The organism is Bacillus sp. FSL K6-2861 (assembly GCF_038630725.1).
Lineage (GTDB): Bacteria > Bacillota > Bacilli > Bacillales > Bacillaceae > Bacillus > Bacillus velezensis.
Genome location: NZ_CP152037.1, coordinates 1,261,008 through 1,281,060 on the forward strand (window position 1 = coordinate 1,261,008; position 20,053 = coordinate 1,281,060).

Below are 20,053 nucleotides of genomic sequence, written 5' to 3' on the forward strand. Positions count from 1 at the left end.
AGATGGGAATAAGGAAGCCGTGTATCTCTATTACGCGATGCATGAGCTTCATTATTCTCCATCAGAACTGAAAGAGTTATATGAAGCACCGAGACATTTTAAGGCGCTGTTGTACGGTTTAATCGGTTACAAGCTGGACATTCTTGAAAAACAAGCGAAGAAAGGGGGAGCGACATCATGGCAAAGCTGACCGCCCGTTTTGAATTGGAAGATCGGGTTTCAAAGAAAATAAGGAAAATCCAAAATGGCTTCAGAGCGCTTGAGAAATACAGGAAAATGACAAAACGCCAAAGTGAAATTGATATACGCAAAGAGAGTAAATCTGTTTTAAGAACAATTGACCGCATCCAGCGCTCTATGAAAAGAAAGCTGGGCGCACAAATGATCTCTATTTCAGCTGAAGACGGAGCCAGTGCCGTCATTCAAAAGGTGCAAGCCCAATTAGCGGGTCTGCCTGCGTCTTTAACCATTAAAATAGGAGCAAAAGACAGCGCGACAGCGGCATTTGAGAGATTGCGGGATCTGGCTGCCGGTTTTAAAGGATTTACCGTTTCACTGTATGCGTCAGACGAAGTGACCCCTGCCATGGAACGTATCAAACGCTATATGCAATCTGCGTTAAAGAACGGGTACTCTGTCACTATACGCGTCATAGATCACGTCATGAAAACAGTCGGCCGAATTTCAGCGGGCATTGATTCGCTGACGGGAAAAAACAATGTTATTCAATTATCGTTAAACGAAAAGGTGACAGCACAGCTGGCTGCAATGCAAAAGAATATGCCGGACGTCGGAAAAGCTTCTGCATCTGCTGCTCCTGCTTCGCCGAAATACGATTTTTCAATGCTTGACTCCATTGCAGACACCTTCATGAAAAAAGTCAATGACATCGCATCCAAATTTTATCCGGAAACAATCATAGCGGAACTGGATAAATTCGCTGCAAGCTTTATGAAGAAAGCGGACGAAATCGCAAGCAAATTCAGCCCGGCAACGATTTTAGCAGAGCTGGACAAGTTCACAACGTCATTCATGGGAAAAGTGGACGAAATCGCGAGCAAATTCAGCCCGGAGACGATTTTAGCCGAACTGGACAAGTTCACAACATCATTCATGGGAAAAGTGGACGAAATCGCGAGCAAATTCAGCCCGGCAACGATATTAGCCGAACTGGACAAGTTCACGACCTCATTCATGGGAAAAGTAGACGAAATCGCGAGCAAATTCAGCCCGGCAACGATTTTGGCAGAACTGGACAAGTTCACGACCTCATTCATGGGAAAAGTAGACGAAATCGCGAGCAAATTCAGCCCGGCAACGATTTTAACCGAACTGGATAAGTTCACAACGTCATTCATGGGAAAAGTGGACGAGATCGCAAGCAAATTCAGCCCGGAGACGATATTAGCCGAACTGGACAAGTTCACGACCTCATTCATGGGAAAAGTAGACGAAATCGCGAGCAAATTCAGTCCGGCAACGATTTTAACCGAACTGGATAAGTTCACAACGTCATTCATGGGAAAAGTGGACGAGATCGCAAGCAAATTCAGCCCGGAGACGATTTTAGCAGAATTGGACAAGTTCACGAGCTCATTCATGGGAAAAGTAGACGAAATCGCGAGCAAATTCAGCCCGGCAACGATTTTGGCAGAACTGGATAAATTCACGACCTCATTCATGGGGAAAGTGAACGAAATCGCAAGCAAATTCAGCCCGGAGACGATTTTAGCAGAGCTGGATAGATTCGCTGATTCATTTATGAAAAAGGTAGACGGGGTTGTGAGTAAATTCAGTCCGGAGACCATATTGAAAGAACTGGATAAATTCACTGATTCATTTATGAAAAAGATAGATGACGTTGTCAGCAAATTCAGTCCGGAGACCATATTGAAAGAGCTGGATCATTTTACTGATTCGTTTATGAAGAAAGTCGACGACGTTGTCGGTAAATTCAGTCCTGATAAGCTAATCGACCGCGCCGAACAATTTGTAAATGACACGATTGACCGAATTTCTGAGAAATTCGATTTTCTCAATCCGGATAAGATTTTGGAAAAAGTGGAGCAGTTTACATCCTCACTGTTCGGAGGCATTGATAAAAAGTTCGGCAAATTCAGTCCTGATGCGATCATCGAAAAAGCTGAGGCATTTGTTGATAAAATTGTCAGCAAGATTGCCAAGAAATTTGAGAAATTCAGCCCGGACAAAATCATCGAAAAAGCCGGGGAATTAATAGAAAAAATATTTTCAGGAATCGCTGAAAAATTAGGCAAACTCAATATCGGCGGATTATTAGGAGGCGGCACGAAAAAAGAAAAGAGTAAGGGCGGCCTTACTGCCGGCGGCTCCAACGGCCCGAAGCGTCCTGATCTGGCAAAGGGTTCACAGCGCACGGTAACAGCGCCAAAATCTTCAGGAAAGTCAGCCAAAAAAACCGGCGGGGCTTTGGGGGGCTGCTGCTGCTGTATCGGAGTGACGAGGGGCAAAAGCAGTAAAGTCGAAGGGCGGAATAAATCTTCAAAACGAGGTTCATCCGCAAAGGGAAGCAAACAGGCATCCGTAAACACGCCGAAAACAAAAGGGGCAGGTAAAGGCATCGGCGCGCTTTTGAAAGGCTTGGGAGATTCAAAGGCGCTAAAAGGCGGTATGAAAGGGTTAAAAGGTGCCGCTAAAGGAATTCCCGGCATAGGTGAATTGTTATCACTTACTGATTTAGCCGGCATCAATAAAGATAATGCAGGAGAGAAGGTCGGCTCAGCAGGCGGCGGTCTTGCCGGAGCCGCGGCCGGAGCGGCAATCGGCAGCGTTGTTCCCGGAGTGGGCACATTAATCGGCGGCGCGGTAGGCGGCATCGCCGGCAGTTTAGGCGGTTCCAGCTTGGGAGAGGCCTTTGATTCAGGAGCTTTGAAAGACACGTGGAATGATATTTCCAAAGCGGCGCAAAGTGCTTGGACAACAATACAAGATACTTGGGGAAGCGTTTCATCCTGGTTCATGGAAAATGTATGGACGCCGGTTTCATCGGCTGTCGTCGGAGTGGCGACAAGCATCTGGTCAAATATCGTGAATGCGTGGACGACGATTCAAGGGATTTTCAGCACGGTGTCATCCTGGTTCATGGAAAATGTATGGACGCCGGTTTCATCGGCTGTCGTCGGAGTGGCAACCAGCATCTGGTCAAATATCGTGAATGCGTGGACGACGATTCAAGGTGTCTTCAGCACAGTATCCGGCTGGTTTATGAGCACGGTGTGGGGGCCCGTAAAATCGGCTGTCGTCGGAGTGGCGACGTCCATTTGGAGTAAAATCACAGGAGCTTGGGATAAAATTAAATCCGTTTTCAGTACGGTTTCCGGCTGGTTCATGGATACTGTCTGGAATCCGGTGAAAGACATGGTGAAAAATGTCGGTAAAGGAATATCAGATGCTTTCCAGACTGCTTTAGATACGGTAAAGAATATATGGAAAGGGTTAAGCGGCTGGTTTGAGAAACATATAAAAGAACCTCTTGTAAAAGTGGGAACGGCCATATCAGATGCTTTTTCTGCAGCATTCGACTGGGTGAAAAAGATTTGGGATAAAACCGGCGGCAAAATGATTTCAGGCATAATGAACTTTGTCACAGGAGGCGGCGGAGATAAAAAGAAAAAAACGGACAAAAACGCCACGGGCGGCTACATTACAAAGCCGACCATTTCCTGGATCGGTGAAGCCGGTAAAGAATTTGTCATTCCCGTTGACAACAATCGCGGACGCGGAAAGATGCTGCTTTCACAAGCTGCGTCTAAGCTCGGCATGCGTGTTGTCGATGATATGGGCGCGGCTTCGGCTCAGTCTTCTGCTGTTCCGGCGGGAGCGGGCGGTGTTTCTTCTTCTGCATCTGTGTCGGCCGCAGCGTCTGTAGAGGCATCCGGACTTGGCGGAACGGCTTCATCACTCGGCAAACAGTTTACTGAAGGCTTTGACAGCGGAATCAGCAAAAAAGCGGTGGATATGGACGGCTGGAAGGAAAAAAACATCGGAACGCCGTTCAATGCCCTCATTTCGTCTTCAACCGGTTACGGAAAGCAAGTCGTTGCGGGCTATGCCAAAGGTCAGAATACGTCACAGACGGGCACCGATTCATTTTTAAAAACAAAGGTGAAAACACCTTATCAATCGGCGGTTAATCAATCGTCATCATGGGGCGCCTCAACGGTGAAAGGATATTCGGCCGGACAGAATGCAAAAGATACGGGAACGTCGCAATACGTAAGCACACATATCAATAAACCGTTTGTGCAATCAAGAGATTCCGCGAACGGCTGGGGGTCAGGCCTGATCGGACACTTCGTATCAGGGATGACTGCAAAAGGAAGCGAAGTCAAACAGGCGGCCAAAGATATGGCCAAAAAAGTCGAGGACGCATTCAGGGAAGAGCTTGATATTCACTCGCCTTCCCGTGTCATGATGAGTCTCGGGCGCTTTGCTTCAGTCGGCGTCGTCAAAGGGCTCGGCTCAGTTGACGTAAAAAAATACGCCGAAAAACAGGCAGGCTCGCTTGCAGCAGCCTTTTCCGGCATGGGTGCAGCGGGAGGAAGCGTCAAAGAGTGGCTTTTGGCCGCAATGAAAGCAACCAATACGCCGATCAGCTGGCTTCCGGGATTAATGACGATCGCACAGCATGAGTCAGGCGGCAACCCTAATTCCATTAATCTATGGGACAGCAACGCCAAAGCCGGACACCCGTCACAGGGGCTTATGCAGACGATTCCGAGCACCTTTGAAGATCACAAAGCGCCGGGCATGAATGATATCAGAAATCCAATTCACAACGCCGCTGCTGCTATCGGCTATATTAAAAGCCGATACGGCTCGATCAGCAATGTCCCCGGGATTAAAAGTATGGCTCATGGAGGCCCTTACGTCGGTTATGCCAATGGGGGTCTGATTACCAAGGAGCAGATCGCCCGTGTCGGCGAAGGGAACAAACGGGAGTGGATCATCCCTGAAGAGCGGGGCATCCGCGGCCGTTATCTGCTGCAAAAAGCGGCTCAAGCGCTCGGCATGGAAGTGTCCGATCCGTCACAGACGGAACCGGCGGCGCTTTCAGCCGGCACGGTTTCCGCAGCCGTTAAAGGCGGCGGACAAACCGTTCAAAAAACGGGAACAAAAGAAATTAAAATCGAATTCAGCGGCGATCAGCATTTCCATAACGGACAGGACGCCGACAGCCTCGCCGCCAAAATCAAACAGGCGCTGATTGATGAACTGCAAAAAGACATTTATACCGGAGCAAAGGGGGCCGTTGCTTTTGACTAAATCTGTTTACGAATTTTGGCTGTCTCAGGGGAAGGACAAGCTCCGGCTTCCCGTTCTTCCTGAAGCGATTGATATCGCAAACAGCGTGCAGAATGATTCCGTGAAAGTCACCGGACTTGGAGAGGTGACGTTTATCGAAGAACCGGGAGCGAAAGAAATTTCGTTCTCTTCTTTTTTTCCGAAACGGTACAGCCCGATTGCCGAATATCAAAGCATCCCTTCGCCGGAAAAAGCCATTTCAGCCATTGAAGCATGGATGAAAGCGAAAAAACCCGTTCAGTTTTTGATTACAGGGACAAAAATCAATGTCACATGCAGCATTGAAAGCTTTAATTACAGCGAAGGTGACAATGAAATCGGCGACCGGAATTTTGATATCGTACTGAAAGAATATAAAACCGCTTCGCCAAGAAAAATCAAACAAAAGAAAAAAACGAAAGCGAAGCGCTCGTCCAAAGCTTCACCCAAAACATATACCGTCAAAAAAGGGGATACGCTTTGGGACATCGCCGGCAAGTTTTACGGAAAACACACGGAGTGGCGGAAAATCTGGAACGCTAATAAAACCGCCATGATTAAGCGCAGCAAACGGAATATCCGGCAGCCGGGGCATTGGATCTTCCCGGGGCAGAAGCTGAAGGTACCGCAATGAAACGGGTGAAAAGATGATTGAACTATTTGTCATAAAAGAAACGGAGTGGCTCGAGCTTGTCACAGAAAGCGTAACGCTGGAAGGACACAGATATCAGGCGCCCCGCTCCATCGAAGCGACGATTGTCGTAAAGCAGGGCAGCCAAATGTATTACGGCGTATCAGAAGGGGATACGGTTTTGTTCAAATGGAACGGAAAAGAACTGTTCCGCGGTATTGTTTTTGCAAGAACGCCCGATGAGCATACCGTCGCCTTCACCGCATACGATATGCTCCAATACCTTGTGAAAAACCAGGACGTTTACGTGTTTTCCAACAAGCGCGCCGATCAAATATTAAAAAGGATCGCCAGCGATTTTCAAATTCCCGTCACATCCATTGCCAACACAGGCCATACCATTAAATCACTCGTTTTTAAAAATGATACAAGCCTTTACGATATGATGCTAAAAGCGTTAAAGCAGACAAAAAGCCAGACGGGGCGCAATTATCAGCTCTATTCAGAAAAAGGCAGGCTCGGCTTGCGTGAATGGCCGGAGCCGTCTGACATATGGGTGCTGGAAACAGGAGTTAATATCACAGGGTATCAATACAGCACCTCAATTGATGACACCGCAACCCGTGTCGTCATGCGGCTGCAAAAAGACAAGAAAACCGTGAAAGCTTCCGCCTCAGACAGCGCGGGCATGAAAACATTCGGCGTTTTGCAGTATACCGAAACGGTTTCTGACGACATTAACGAAGCCCAGCTGAAACAGCGCGCAAAAGTGAAGCAGGCTGAGAAAAAAGGCGTTAAGAAAGAGCTGAAAAATATACAGGCGATCGGTATTCCTGGGTTGGAAAGCGGATTGCCTGTCTATATCTCAATTCCGGAAATCGGGCTGAAGAAAACCTATTATGTAGATACGGACCGCCATGAATTCCAAGGAACAAAACATACCATGACGATTGACGTCACGGAGAAAAATTCACTGCCGGAGGGGACATCCTGATGAGATTAAGTGATGCCATTAAACATTTAGCCGTCGGAGCGGTTGACGCCGAAGCGCCGGTGGAGCTGATGCCGGCCGAAGTGACCTCCGTTTCGCCGCTCGAGCTGAAATTGAAAGATCACGACAAACTTTTGATTCCGTCTGATGCACTCATTGTGCCGAAGCGGCTGAGATCCGGAGAAGATGATCACCTCCAGGCGGGAGATCGGGTGATGACCGCCGCCTTAACAGGAGGACAGTCTTTCTTTGTACTGGACAAAATTTAACCGGCATCCGGACGGAAATGTAAGAGAATATCAGCCTATTAAAGCCGCTTCATCATCCGAAGAGGGCTTTTTTACATGATCAAATCTAAAAGGAGCGGGTGCAATGGCCCTGACACCGGAAATCGAATTTGAAGATTTGGAGGATGCGAGTGAGGCCGTTGAAACTTCACAAACCTACCGAATTGATTTTGAAAACAACCGGATTACCAATGAACTGATAAACGGACTGGACGCAATCAGACAATTCGTCTATATCGCTCTTCACACAGAACGGTATTCATATTCGGTTTTCAGCCATGATATCGGAAACGAACTTCAGGAAGTGCTTTCAGATCAGAACACGACGGATGCTTATAAAAAAATGGAGATTCCAAGACTGATAGAAGAAGCCTTGCTGTATGATGACCGTATTTTGGCCGTTACCAATTTTGAGATTGAGAAAAAAGATGATGCCTTCACCGTCTCTTTTACCGTTGAAACTGATGAGGGCATGCTTGAGATAGAGGAGGTGCTGGGTGAGGATGTTTGAAGCTCAGACGTTTGACGACATTATGGACAGAATGCTGGCGCGCATTACGGCAGATATTGATACGAGAGAAGGCAGCGTCATTTACAATGCGCTCGCGCCTGCGGCCGCTGAGCTCGCAAAGTCTTATATTTGGCTTGATACCGTGCTGGAGCTCGTGTTTTCCGATACGGCTCAGGGAGAATTTCTGGACAGGCGGGCTGCTGAAGCGGGAATTGAACGAACACCTGCCACAAAAGCGGTCAGAGCCGGAGAATTCACAGCGGGCATCACCATTCCGCCAGGCTCTCGTTTCTTCGTTGATAACCTGTATTTTCAATATACGGGGGATGGAACGCTTGAATGTGAAACAGCCGGTGAAGCGGGCAATGCCGGCATTTCAGGGCAGAACCTGCTGCCGCTTGATACGATACCCGGGCTTGAGAAAGCAGTCGTGCGCGATATATTAATTCCCGGCCGTGAGGAAGAAGATGACAACAGCTTAAGGGCGCGCTATTTTACCCGTGTCCGCCGGGAAGCAGTCAGCGCAAATAAACAGCACTATAAACAATGGGCCGAAGAGGTTGACGGCGTCGGCAGGGCGAAAATCTTCCCGCTTTGGAACGGAGCCGGAACGGTGAAGGTTGTCATCACAAATGCGAATTTGGAACCGGCATCAGATATTCTGATCAAGAAAGTAAAGGATTATATTGATCCGGACGAAGGGCAGGGAGAAGGACAGGCGCCGATCGGAGCGGCAGTAACGGTGGAAAGCGCCGTATGGAAGGAAATCGAAATCTCCGCTTCCGTGCTGCCTGAGCTGAACAGCTCGATCGATGACGTGAAAGCGGAGATTGAAAAAGGCGTCCTGAATTTATTTAAGAAAATGGCCTTCGAAGAAAACACCGTCCGTTTATCACAAATTAACAACATCGTTTATAACTCGGCATCCGTCAGTGACTATGCCGATATCAAAATGAACGGTGCGGCGGAAAACCTCGTGCTCAGTGACGTGGAAATTCCTAAACTCAAAGAGGTGACAATCCTTGAGCAGACTCGATGAGATGACGGCGTACCTCCCGCCGTTTTTAACCCGATTAAAGGAGATGGCACAACTGCTTGAGGCGGAAGCTCCCGAATTTGAGCGGCAGAATAACGATATTTTCGATTTGACAGATCAGCTCTTTATCACGACGGCGACGTGGGGGCTTGAACGCTGGGAAAAAATATTAAAAATACCGCGGGAATCAGGTGACACGGAGGATATGAGACGGCTCAGGCTGATTTCAAAGATGTCGAATATTCCGCCCATCACACATCAAGCGATCGAGCAGGCGCTAAACCGTTTTTTAAAACATCCGTCAGCTTACGTTCGGATGTTTCCGGGGCAGTATCGTTTTTATGCCGATATCGGGCTTGATGACCTGCAGCACATGAACGAGCTGATTGAAACGCTTGAAAAAATCAAACCTGCTCATTTGGCGTATACACTGAGAGCCGCATTAAACGAAACACTGGAAATCAAAGACCGGGTCATTCTCAACAATCGGAGATACCGAAAAGTCAGTGAACTGAAGGTCGGTTATTCCGTCACACTCAACAATAACGAGGTGGTCTTACCATGATATCAGCCGCTTACAGACAGCGTGCCGCAGCCGATCTGAAAAACAGGATCACAAAAGTGCTGTTAAACGGAAAAGAAACTCCGATTGCGGACATTTCCGTAAAAGAAGCCGCAGTCACCGTTCTCACACGCAGGGAAGAAGACGTCAAACACATTGAAACCGTGCAGATGCTTGACGAAACAGGAAACGTCATCACAGAACGAAAAACAAATTTAGATCTCAGCAATAACAGAACGCTTGATTTAAGATTTACCTTTGAGGTGGTGTAACGATGGCTTACGAAGAAAAAACAGACTGGCTTCCGGACGATCCGATTAACGAAGATGACGTCAACCGCTGGGAAAAAGGCATAAATGACGCACACACGGATCTGGCGGCCCATAAAAACGACATGAACAACCCGCACAAAACGACAAAGGCGCAAATCGGCCTCGGAAACGTAGACAATGTCCAGCAGGCAGCAAAGAAAGATTTTGATCAGCACCATCAAGATCTGGACCGGCATGTGACGAAGGAAGAGCGCCAGAAGTGGAATAACGGGCAATTGTCTAAAATGACAAAAGATAATGGATCCGCTTTTCTTGATATCTCTGACGGACAGGATTTTCATCAGACCGCTGCCAGCCAGAATAAGACCTTTACTTTCTCAGCGGCTGCAACTGGAGTAAATACCCCGCCTAAACCGTCAGAGGGTATATACCTTTATTCTTCAAAGAATAACGGAGAGGCGGCCGCTTTCTCAGATGACGGGGGATTTTGGAGAAAAACGCTGAAAAACGGCATCTGGACGGAATGGATGCCATTTGAAACCGCTGCCGGAGCACAAGCAAAAGTAAATGAGCATGCCGACAAAACAGATCTTCATGTAACCAAGTCTGACAAAGACAAATGGAATGCAGGGCAGTTATTCAATCTGACTGACAATGACGGGAATGCTAAAACGGTAACGGAAACAAACTTAGACAATATAAAAACGTCCGGTATCTACTATATATCAGTTCAGCATACGGAAAATAAGCCTGCGGAATACGGACAATTAATTGTAATGCAAAGAACCCGCGGAGCATCACCGACTTTTGTCCAAATGTTTATAGACACAGTGACCGCCGGAAATCCCATATACGTCCGAAGTTTCAGCACTAAAGGCGTATGGTCGGAATGGAGCCAAAGAGAAACAGATGCAGGCTCTCAAGCAAAAGTAGACGCTCACGCTAATAAAAAAGACATCCATGTCACACAGGCGGATAAAAATATGTGGAACGGCGCACAGCTTTCGAAAATAACAAACGATAACGGCGGCTATCTTCTTACAATTGGTGATGATGATAACTTTCTTGAAAAAATCGTTAAAAACGGCAGGGCGTTCGGCACCTTTTATTCAACCGGCAAAGCGGCAAACAGTCCGAGCAACGCTTCGACCCGCGGCATGTTTCATTTTACCTCTCTTGACAGTGAGGGAAAGGGAACGTTTGGGTATGTCATTGCCGTCGATTATAAAAATAATATGTTCACGAACTATTTGGATTTGAACTTGGGCTGGCAGGGCTGGCGTCGCCTCATTACTGAACTTGATACTGAGAATGTACCTTGGATAAATGTTCCTTATAAAAATGGCGCTAAATCAGGAGACAGGCCGCTTCAATACCGCAAAGTGGGAAACACCCTTCACCTGAACGGACACGTTCTTACGGACAGAGAAGTGGTATTCGGGAGTGTGCCATCCTCTTGTGCGCCGGCCAAAGGCGTTGTGACGATGGTTGCAGCCAGCGGCACCACCGGTTACAGCAAATTTATTATTTATTCTAATGGAGATATGAAGCTGACGGGAATTATGGCCAATATAGAAAATAACGTGAACGGCTATTATATTGACCTAGTTTTGGCACTCACATAAAGGAGCGAGAATATGAAATTAATATTTCCGTATGACAATGACAACATTTATACAGGCTCTCCGGTTGAGCTTTATCCGGATTCTGAGACAGGAGATTATATGATGCCGCCTAACGCTGCGGACTTTCCGCCGGAAATAAACGGCGAAGGCATGTGGCGCCCATTTTTTGATGCAGAGAAACAAGAATGGGTGGAAACGGCTGACGAAGCATATAAAGACAGCTTAAAAAAAGATACGGCTCCCGATTCAAACCAGCTTGCAGGCCTCGGCGGACAGCTGGCGAATGAGAAATTGGCCAGAAAAGCAGCCGAACAAGCGCAGCAGTCACTCGGCAGGCAATTAGCGTCTTTAAAATTAGAATTATTAAACGTAAAAGGAGAATGAAAAAATGAAGAGACTTAACTTTTGGGTTTACGCTTTGTTTTATAAGTGGGCCACAATAGAAATGGTAAAACAAGCTATGGGCTATGATGACTGCTCTGCCGAAGATCTGGCTGAAGGTGTGGCCGCGAAGTATATCACGCCTGAGGACTTTCAAGAAATAACGGGTGAAACATACGAAAATTATAAAAATGCTGTGTCATAAGCCAAACGGCTTTTTTTATTTGTCATTTTTAATAAATGAGAAAAGGAGGACGGCCGATGAAAAAGCATTCATTTGAATTTCCCGCCGATCAACTTGGCAGACCCGGCGCCGTAAAAGCTTATCGCGGTAACAAAAACGATTATGTCACACCTGTTGCTGATTTGTCCGGAATGGCAGAGCTTCTTACCAATACGCCGCTAGAAGCGATAGAAGTATACAGCCAATTCGGACAAGACCGTTTAGGAGCCGTCTTAATAGACAGAGCACAGGGGTGGGCTTATTCGGACCGCAGCGGAACTCTTTTTATCGAAGAGAGCGAGGATAACAATTCGTGGACGGCTTCACATTCTGTCGCAGTCAAAGGCGGAGTGCTGACCGCTTCGGGGTGGGTCTTCCTGACAAAACGATATTACCGGTTCCGTTTTGAAAACGGAAATCAAAAGCAGTCCGAATTTGTTTTATACCAATCTGTCGGTACGGGCGGTGATATGGCGTTTTCATATACAGACGTGATTTTTCATGAAAATGCAGCAGAGGCGGGCGAGGGAAGCATCTTCTCGGCGGGCGCTTGGAAAAAACTTCTCGTCGAAATCACCGGCACGGCTGAGTCGGGCCATGTCGCGTTTTGGGGGAGATCCATCTCGGGAAAAAATGTGCCGATCAGAGGAATCAGGTCTGATGACGGGACATCAGCCGCCGGTACGTCAGGCACAGAAGAAGTGTGGTCATTTGATATTGCCGGCTTTAAGGAAATCGTCATGGAAATCGAGAGCATTTCCGGCGGGAGCCTTTCTGTCAAAGGCACGGCATTTTCTTAAGAATGAAGCTTCCGAAGGGAGGTGAGAACAATGTAAGAGGGGGGAGCGGAAGTGCTTCTGGATGAACAAGCGGTGCAAAAAGAATTCGCAGGCATCAAAGGTGAACAAAAGGTGCTTGAACAGCGGGTAGCCGCATTAGAGCGGGTATCAGACCGGCAGGATCAGCAAATCATGACGCTGAATGAAAAACTGAACAAAATTGACGAAAACACAACATGGATTAAGCGGACCATTACAGGAGCGATCGTGACAGCAATCTGCACGGGCGTCATTGGCGGAGCCATCGCCATCATGTACAATCTGCTGCAAAAGTAAGGGGGAAACCAATATGAAATTCGCGGACAAAGGCACGGTCGTCAGGACGGTGTTTCTTTTGCTTGCTTTATTGAATCAAACTTTGCTGATGTTCGGCAAATCGCCGCTGAATATTCAGGAGGACCAGGTCAGCCAGCTTGCAGATACGCTGTATGCCGCCGGGTCGGCCGTTTTTACAATCATAACGACTGCCGCCGCCTGGTTTAAAAACAATTACGTTACAGCAAAAGGGAAAAAACAGCAGGCTTTATTAAAAATAAACAATTTATCGAAATAGGAGAGATGAGAATATGGTAAAAATCACACAGGATTTTATCCCGGCAGGAAACAATAACCGCCCAGGCTATGCAATGACACCGATTTACATTACGGTGCACAATACAGCCAATACCGCAGTCGGAGCTAATGCCAAAAGTCACGCAAGCTATGTGAAAAATCCTGATACACCGACAAGCTGGCATTTCACAGTCGATGATACGGAAATTTATCAGCATCTTCCGCTGAACGAAAACGGCTGGCATGCCGGTGACGGAAACGGGGACGGCAACCGTAAATCCATCGGTATTGAAATTTGTGAAAACGCAGACGGCAACTTTTCACAGGCCGTGGCAAACGCCCAATGGCTCATCCGCACATTAATGACCTCGCACGGCATTCCGCTTGCAAACGTCGTTGCGCACAAGCATTGGTCAGGAAAGCTTTGTCCGAGAAGACTGTTGGATACATGGGATGAGTTTAAAGCGGGAATCGGTTCTGGGGAAAGACAGACGTATTCCGTCCAAAAAGGAGATACGCTGTCAGCGATCGCGCGGAAATTCGGCGTCAGCGTGGCCGATCTGCAGAAATGGAATAACATCGCTGACCCGAACCTGATTAAAGTCGGACAAGTACTGATCGTCAGCCCGCCGGTTGAAGCACTGTATTCTCTTCCGGACGAGGTGATTCAGCTGACAGAGCCGTACACGTCCGGCGAAAAGGTATACCAGGTGCAAAACGCGCTCGCCGCGCTTTATTTCTATCCTGAAAAAGGAGCTGTCAATAACGGAATTGACGGTATCTACGGTCCGAAAACCGCAGATGCCGTGGCCCGCTTCCAATCTGTAAACGGACTGACGTCTGACGGCGTCTACGGTCCCGCTGTAAAAGCGAAAATTCTGATGCAGCTTTAACAAAAAAGCTGAGTCCCGTTCACATTGCGGGATTCAGCCTTTTTTCTTTTTTAACCGGTTCAATAGCCTGAGATTCCTCGCCCGCATCCTCAGCGAATAAGCGGAAAGCCCGAAGCGTCCGTAATCCACAAACTTTACGCGCCTGACAATTTTCTTCACATCATCACCTGTCGCATCTCTTTGTTGGTTTTATTATATGAAAGATAAGGAAAAAAAGGAATAAGGACAAGAGCCGTGTCTCCTGTCCTTAGTGTAATCAAGCTTTTTTTTGTTTATACTTGTCAATCAGCCGCTCGTTTTCTTTGAAAATTCTGGCGGTATGAGGGCTGACCTGGTAACTTGCGATACTTGTCATTGAACGTTTTTTAAACATTTTGAACGGTTTCGCTCTTTGTTCCGGCTGCCCGTTTTGAAATGCCTGCTCCATTTAACCGTCACCTTCCTCTTCTATTGGCAGCATTAAATCATAAATGCTCGTTAGCGATGTGAAAAGCAAATAATCGAATTCCGTCAACAGGTTTTCCGACGTGAGTTTGATCACGTAATGGCGGTTCTGGACTGTAAACGGAATAAGCACAAGTCTGCCTTTTTGATCATAGTAGACGTCTTTACGGTTAAGACGGGACTGAACGTCCGCCGCATCAGGCATATGCTCCGTCAAGCGGTCCTTATCCGCTTGTGCGGAATAGTCGCACAAGGAAGCTGTGACATTCATTTTTTCGGCATAAGCGGCCAGCAGTCTGCTGATGCCTTCCGCATAAGCTTCTGTACTTCCATAATATACATGGATCGGTTCATTTTTCAACAGATATTGATAGGTTTTCAGTTTTTCAAGATAGGAGTGAAGCATTTCGTTATTTTCTTCTAAAATTTCCCGCGTATCCGTCTCTAATTCATTGCCGGCGAGCTTTTTGATATACGCGCTCAAAAAGATAAAAGCATCAATAAGGGCGAAGCAGACGGCAACAATCAAATATTGTCTCCATGCGGCAAAGAGCGATTCGGGATCATATGTCCAATAGACCATGGAGCCCAGTACAAATAGTAAATACCACGTTTTACGGATGGCAAACATTTTTTCTTTTACCTTTGCCTCATACCGCCAGGATGCGTACACATATAAAATGAGTGCGGCCGCCATCGTCCACACCATGATCTGAAAAAACAAAAGCATGAGCATCCCTCACAATTTGAAAAATGGTCTGCTATGTTCATTCTATGTCATGACATCATTTTCCTGTCACAAAAAAAACCGCTTCTGTAAAGAAGCGGATGTCATCAGAAAAACAGATCTAAGATGAAAAAGGCGATGGCGCCGAGTGTACCTGCAATCGGCAGGGTGATGACCCATGTAATGAGCATCCGTTTAGCCGTTCCCCAGTTTACGCCTTTTACGCGGTGGGAAGCGCCCACACCGAGAATGGAAGACGAAATGACGTGCGTCGTGCTGACAGGGAGATGAATAAACGTGGCCCCGAAAATAATGGCTGCGCCGGTTAAGTCGGCAGATACGCCGTTTACCGGACGGATTTTCATAATTTTTCCGCCGACGGTTTTAATGATTTTCCAGCCGCCGATGGATGTGCCGAGACCCATTGCCAGGGCACAAGAGAGCTGCACCCAAAAAGGAATGGCATCACTTTTATGTAAATTGGCCGTCATAAGCGCCATCGTAATGATACCCATCGCTTTTTGCGCGTCGTTCGTTCCGTGTGTATAGGACTGAATGGCAGCCGTCAAAATCTGCACTCTGCGGAAACGTTTATTTGTTTTCGCCAAATTGCTGTCTTTAAAAATCAGCTTCACGATCGAATATACGATAAAGCCGAGAACAAAGGCGATGATCGGTGATAAAATAAGTGCTTCGAGAATCTTAATGAACCCTTTATAATTAAGCGTTGCAAAACCTGACGCTGCAATGGCCGCTCCGGCGATCGCTCCGATAATCGCATGTGAAGAGCTGCTCGGAATGCCGAAATACCATGTGATCAAGTTCCAGGCGATTGCGGCGAGTAGAGCCGCCAGAATGACAACTGACCCGTTGTCTAATGTATAAGGATTCACAATGTCCTTTGTAATGGTTTTCGCCACACCGGTAAATGTCATCGCTCCGAGAAAGTTCATGATGGCGGCCATGACGATTGCGTGCCGCGGCTTCAGCGCTTTTGTCGAAACTGAGGTGGCGATTGCGTTTGCGGTATCGTGAAATCCGTTAATGAAGTCAAATACCAAAGCGCATATGACAATTAATATCGTTAAAAGTAATAGAGTATCCATTATAACCCCTCGTTACGCGTTTTTCATAATAATGGTTTCAAGGTTATTGGCAACGCTTTGGCAAGAGTCGGCAATTTCCTCAAGCGTTTCGTAAATTTCGCGGTACTGAATCACTTTAATCGGATCGGTTTCTGTGCCGAACAGATTTTTTAATGATTTACGGTGCAGGTTATCACAGCTGTGCTCGTATTCCTTAATTTTAATGGCGTGAGGGTGAATGTCCTTCAATCGGTTTTCTGCAAGCAGTTCAATCGTGATTAAAATTTCCTTCGCGCACTCTCTGATGTATCCGCTGAACTTATCGATATGCTCATCGGAAGAAGTGATCGAGAAAATCTCCATCATTGCTGAAAAATGTTCGATTCCGTCAAGCACGTCATCGAGGCTGTTTGTCAGCTCAAGGATGTCTTCACGTTCAATGGGAGTGATAAAAGCTTTGTTCAGCTCTTTAATCATGACATGAACATGATTATCTCCTTTTGTTTCAAACTCTTTTAACGTATCGGCAAATTCCTTTAAAGTCGTCTGGTTCGTCACTTTAAAGTTGACAAAATATTCTGCGGTTTCGTCTATGTTTTTTGCGATTTCTGTTAAAAGGAGTGAGAACTTATCTTTTTTTCTTTTTATCATTAAAAACCCTCCATTGTTTGAATGAGACAATGCACACATCAAATTATTATATAGCCTTTTGTCGAAAAAAAACAGATAAAGTCGAAAAAAACGCCTCTTGATTTTTTCGTAAAAACGTGTCTCATCCTGTTTTTCTTATGTTACCCACTTCGCCAAAAAAACGTAACATACTTCGAATTCAGACATCTTGCTTAAAAAGTATAACAAAAGATGTGAATTTGCTGTCAACTTTTGCACGTGATTTTGCCAGAAAAAAAACGGCTCCCGTAAAAGGAACCGTTTTTGTCAGTTTTTTCTGCTGTTTTTCAGCCAAAAATAAAGCGGCAGCCCGGCGAGGCCGATCAAGAGGGACAGCGCGCAGCTCAGTGTATCTGTAATGATCGTGCTGATCAGCACAAACAGTGAACCCGCGATGGCCAAAACAGGAATGATCGGATACAAAGGCACGCTGTAGGCGCGCGGTTTTCCGCCGCTTTTTTTTCTGAGGATAAACACGGCGAAAAAGGCCATGACGTAAAAAATATAAATCATGAAAATAGAGATTTCAGACAGCTTATCGGGATTGCTGGCGATCATAAAAATAATGGCCAGCGCGATCTGAAATGACACGGCAATCCACGGGGTGCGGAACGTCGGATGCACCCGCGAAATCTGCCCGGCAAACGGCAGCTGTTTCCGTTCCGCCATCGCAAACGAGACACGCGGAAAAGCGAGAATCTTTCCGTTTAAACAGCCGAAGATGCTGACGATGATTCCGACGCTGATCAATTTTCCTCCGATGTCGCCAAACAGCATTCCGGCAGCGGTGCCGGTCGCATTTTCACCGAGTTTGACGATGTCGGTCGCAGGAAGAATGTGCAGCAGCGCAAAGTTAATGAAAAGATAAATGGCGGTGACGACCAGCAGTCCGCCCGTCATCGCTCTCGGGAGCAGCTTTTCCGGATTTTTCATTTCGCCGCCGAGTGCCGCAAGCAGAATCCAGCCGTCATAAGCAAACAAGGTGGCCAGTATGGCAGCGCCGAAATTCATGTCCGACATGCTGCTTGTGACGGCTGTGAAAATATGCTGATCGCCTTTCCAAAGGCCGAACACGATCATGCAGATAATCGGAATCAATTTGCCGACCGTCGTAATTCCCTGGACGATGCCGCCATATTTCGTTCCGATAATGTTAATGATGCTTAAAAACAAAACGGCTGAAATCCCGATCAATTTAGACCAGCCGGAATCCCAATTGAACAAGTGCGCCATCAAAGAGCCGAAATACAAGCCGATTGCTCCGATAATGGCGGGGCCGTAAATGATAATTTGAACCCATCCGCACAAAAAGCCCCAAAATTCGCCGTACACTTCTTCGAGATATGTATAAAGTCCGCCCGTTTTCGGAATCTGAGTGCCGATTTCCGCAACGGTCAAGCCGCCGGCAAGCGTCAAAATGCCTCCTAACAGCCATGCGATAAGCGCGGTTTTCGCATCACCGGAGTAGGCAAGCACGGCGCCTGGTTTCATAAATACGCCGGAACCGATGATGGTGCCGATAACAAGTGAGAGGGCGATGGTAAGGCCGATCTCTTTTTTAAGTCCGTTCTCTTCAATCTGCATATCCTATCCCTCCAGATGTAAAATCGTCATGCTGAAAAAACTATTTTCCATATTGTAAACCCTAATTGCTGAAACACGAATAAAATAAATTTTCTGATTTTGTTGTTTTCCCTAAAAGATAAAGGTTTCTGCTTTTGAGAAGGAAAAAATACCGTTTTAAAAGCGAACATTAATGGTTTTTTAATATTGAAGGTTCGTTATTTGGGGAGCGGCAGTCTGCAGACCGTCTGTGAAGCAGATGGGTTGACTTTGCGATCCGGATAACATAAATTGTATATATAAAATATCTCGAAATCGAGATAATTGACTGGAGGATAACATAATGAAAGTTAATGGAATACACCATGTATCAGCATTGACGGCTGATGCGCAGAAAAATTTAGATTTTTATCGGAACATCCTGGGACTGAAGCTTGTGAAAAAGTCCGTAAACCAGGATGAACCGACGATGTATCACTTATTTTACGGTGATGAAGCAGCCAATCCGGGATCGGAATTGACGTTTTTCGAAATTCCGCGGATTGCGCCGTTCCATGCGGGAACAAACAGTATTTCTTCAATCGGCCTGCGTGTCCCGGATGCACAAGCGCTGCAATATTGGAAAAAACGATTCGAAGAGCATCAGGTCGCTCATGGCGACATCATGACAATAGCGGGCAGAGAGACACTCGCTTTTTGGGATCATGAAGGACAGCGGCTTGTGCTGACAGCTGACGAAAAAGGAAAAGACATCGGTGAAGCGGTGAAGCAAAGCGGCATACCGGAAGAATATTCTTTCCGCGGTCTTGGTCCCGTTGAATTGACCGTCCCGTATGCAGAACCGACGCTGCGTGTGTTAACCGATGTGCTGGGCTTCACTGAAATCGGGAAAGAAACGCATGAAGACCGGGGCACGGTTACGGTGCTCGAATCCGGAAACGGAGGCGCGCGTACAGAAGTCCATCTCATTGAAAGAAACGATCTTCCGCGCGAGCGTCCGGGGAAAGGCAGCGCCCACCATGTGGCCTTCCGCGTTCAGAATGAAGAGGAGCTTGCTTTATGGCACCGCATTATTACGAAAGAAGGTTTCAGCAACTCAGGCATTGTAGAGCGTTATTATTTCAAAGCGCTGTACTTCCGGGAGCCGAACGGAATTCTGTTTGAATTGTCAACGGACGGTCCGGGATTTATGGTTGATGAAAAACCTGAAGAGCTAGGCAAAACGGTGGCGCTCCCGCCTTATCTCGAACACCGTCGTTCTGAAATAGAAGCACGGCTGAAACCGATACAGTAAATCAGAAATCATGACAGATGCCTCCCGGCTTGACGGAGGCATCTTTTTTTGCTTTTTTACCCGTTTTGTCATTCTTTTTACCTATTTGTAAACGGCAAAATAATTGTCTTTGTTTATTAATAAATTTTTCACATTTGGTTGTTACA

23 protein-coding genes are annotated in these 20,053 nt (G+C 46.8%); 17 read left to right on the plus strand and 6 right to left on the minus strand.

Annotated elements, in window-relative coordinates; genetic code table 11:
• Window positions 1-37 precede the first annotated feature (37 nt).
• The 16 genes from NYE62_RS06425 (at window position 38) to NYE62_RS06500 (ending at window position 14,125) form a co-directional block, all read left to right on the plus strand.
• Complete coding sequence (locus tag NYE62_RS06425; protein WP_015239684.1) at window positions 38-190, plus strand: hypothetical protein; 153 nt, start codon at window positions 38-40, stop codon at window positions 188-190.
• Window positions 178-5,304, plus strand: coding sequence for a transglycosylase SLT domain-containing protein (locus NYE62_RS06430; protein WP_342497298.1), 5,127 nt, complete (start codon window positions 178-180; stop codon window positions 5,302-5,304). The genes NYE62_RS06425 and NYE62_RS06430 overlap by 13 nt, the downstream gene beginning before the upstream one ends.
• Window positions 5,297-5,956 carry a LysM peptidoglycan-binding domain-containing protein gene (locus NYE62_RS06435; protein WP_342497299.1) on the plus strand — a complete coding sequence of 220 codons (660 nt, stop codon included), beginning with the start codon at window positions 5,297-5,299 and terminating at the stop codon, window positions 5,954-5,956. Before NYE62_RS06430 ends, NYE62_RS06435 begins: the two co-directional genes overlap by 8 nt.
• A gap of 13 nt (window positions 5,957-5,969) precedes the next feature.
• On the plus strand, window positions 5,970-6,947 hold the full coding sequence (locus NYE62_RS06440) for a phage portal protein (protein ID WP_342497300.1): 978 nt from the start codon (window positions 5,970-5,972) through the stop codon (window positions 6,945-6,947).
• A complete protein-coding gene (locus NYE62_RS06445) occupies window positions 6,947-7,213 on the plus strand; it encodes a DUF2577 family protein (RefSeq protein WP_342497301.1) in 267 nt (88 codons plus the stop codon). Before NYE62_RS06440 ends, NYE62_RS06445 begins: the two co-directional genes overlap by 1 nt.
• Window positions 7,214-7,316: 103 nt before the next feature.
• Window positions 7,317-7,742 carry a DUF2634 domain-containing protein gene (locus NYE62_RS06450; protein WP_020955689.1) on the plus strand — a complete coding sequence of 142 codons (426 nt, stop codon included), beginning with the start codon at window positions 7,317-7,319 and terminating at the stop codon, window positions 7,740-7,742.
• Complete coding sequence (locus NYE62_RS06455; protein WP_060561805.1) at window positions 7,735-8,781, plus strand: baseplate J/gp47 family protein; 1,047 nt, start codon at window positions 7,735-7,737, stop codon at window positions 8,779-8,781. The genes NYE62_RS06450 and NYE62_RS06455 overlap by 8 nt, the downstream gene beginning before the upstream one ends.
• A complete protein-coding gene (locus NYE62_RS06460; RefSeq protein ID WP_015239689.1) occupies window positions 8,765-9,343 on the plus strand; it encodes a YmfQ family protein in 579 nt (192 codons plus the stop codon). Before NYE62_RS06455 ends, NYE62_RS06460 begins: the two co-directional genes overlap by 17 nt.
• Window positions 9,340-9,612, plus strand: coding sequence for a hypothetical protein (locus NYE62_RS06465; protein ID WP_342497302.1), 273 nt, complete (start codon window positions 9,340-9,342; stop codon window positions 9,610-9,612). Before NYE62_RS06460 ends, NYE62_RS06465 begins: the two co-directional genes overlap by 4 nt.
• 2 nt (window positions 9,613-9,614) lie before the next feature.
• The gene (locus tag NYE62_RS06470; protein WP_342497303.1) at window positions 9,615-11,237 is read left to right on the plus strand and encodes a pyocin knob domain-containing protein; all 1,623 of its coding nucleotides are present in this window, start codon (window positions 9,615-9,617) and stop codon (window positions 11,235-11,237) included.
• 12 nt (window positions 11,238-11,249) lie between these two features.
• Window positions 11,250-11,621, plus strand: a complete 372-nt coding sequence (locus tag NYE62_RS06475) for an XkdW family protein (protein ID WP_342497304.1) — start codon at window positions 11,250-11,252, stop codon at window positions 11,619-11,621.
• A 4-nt stretch (window positions 11,622-11,625) separates the two neighbouring features.
• Complete coding sequence (locus tag NYE62_RS06480; protein WP_095352204.1) at window positions 11,626-11,823, plus strand: XkdX family protein; 198 nt, start codon at window positions 11,626-11,628, stop codon at window positions 11,821-11,823.
• A gap of 56 nt (window positions 11,824-11,879) precedes the next feature.
• Entirely contained in the window at window positions 11,880-12,641 is a 762-nt protein-coding gene (locus tag NYE62_RS06485; RefSeq protein ID WP_094032370.1) for a phage portal protein, read from the plus strand.
• 51 nt (window positions 12,642-12,692) lie between these two features.
• Complete coding sequence (locus NYE62_RS06490) at window positions 12,693-12,956, plus strand: hemolysin XhlA family protein (RefSeq protein ID WP_003154815.1); 264 nt, start codon at window positions 12,693-12,695, stop codon at window positions 12,954-12,956.
• A 13-nt stretch (window positions 12,957-12,969) separates the two neighbouring features.
• Window positions 12,970-13,233 (plus strand): phage holin, encoded by a 264-nt coding sequence (locus tag NYE62_RS06495; RefSeq protein WP_094032371.1) that lies wholly within the window; start codon window positions 12,970-12,972, stop codon window positions 13,231-13,233.
• A 13-nt stretch (window positions 13,234-13,246) separates the two neighbouring features.
• Complete coding sequence (locus NYE62_RS06500; RefSeq protein WP_095352203.1) at window positions 13,247-14,125, plus strand: N-acetylmuramoyl-L-alanine amidase; 879 nt, start codon at window positions 13,247-13,249, stop codon at window positions 14,123-14,125.
• Between the two features lie 33 nt (window positions 14,126-14,158).
• Here the strand turns inward: NYE62_RS06500 and NYE62_RS06505 are convergent, their stop codons facing one another.
• From NYE62_RS06505 to NYE62_RS06530, 6 genes are all read right to left on the minus strand, one after another.
• Complete coding sequence (locus tag NYE62_RS06505) at window positions 14,159-14,284, minus strand: hypothetical protein (RefSeq protein ID WP_023356844.1); 126 nt, start codon at window positions 14,282-14,284, stop codon at window positions 14,159-14,161.
• 97 nt (window positions 14,285-14,381) lie between these two features.
• Window positions 14,382-14,552, minus strand: coding sequence for a type II toxin-antitoxin system SpoIISB family antitoxin (locus NYE62_RS06510; protein ID WP_003154807.1), 171 nt, complete (start codon window positions 14,550-14,552; stop codon window positions 14,382-14,384).
• Complete coding sequence (locus NYE62_RS06515) at window positions 14,553-15,299, minus strand: type II toxin-antitoxin system SpoIISA family toxin (protein ID WP_094032372.1); 747 nt, start codon at window positions 15,297-15,299, stop codon at window positions 14,553-14,555.
• A 104-nt stretch (window positions 15,300-15,403) separates the two neighbouring features.
• The gene (locus tag NYE62_RS06520; protein WP_020955696.1) at window positions 15,404-16,402 is read right to left on the minus strand and encodes an inorganic phosphate transporter; all 999 of its coding nucleotides are present in this window, start codon (window positions 16,400-16,402) and stop codon (window positions 15,404-15,406) included.
• Window positions 16,403-16,414: 12 nt separating this feature from the next.
• Window positions 16,415-17,032 carry a DUF47 domain-containing protein gene (locus NYE62_RS06525; protein ID WP_003154804.1) on the minus strand — a complete coding sequence of 206 codons (618 nt, stop codon included), beginning with the start codon at window positions 17,030-17,032 and terminating at the stop codon, window positions 16,415-16,417.
• 285 nt (window positions 17,033-17,317) lie between these two features.
• Window positions 17,318-18,634 (minus strand): amino acid permease, encoded by a 1,317-nt coding sequence (locus NYE62_RS06530; RefSeq protein ID WP_038457739.1) that lies wholly within the window; start codon window positions 18,632-18,634, stop codon window positions 17,318-17,320.
• Window positions 18,635-18,956: 322 nt separating this feature from the next.
• Between NYE62_RS06530 and NYE62_RS06535 the strand changes: the two genes are divergently transcribed.
• Window positions 18,957-19,907: a ring-cleaving dioxygenase gene (locus NYE62_RS06535; RefSeq protein ID WP_342497305.1), complete on the plus strand. Its 951-nt coding sequence runs from the start codon at window positions 18,957-18,959 to the stop codon at window positions 19,905-19,907.
• Window positions 19,908-20,053 lie beyond the last annotated feature (146 nt).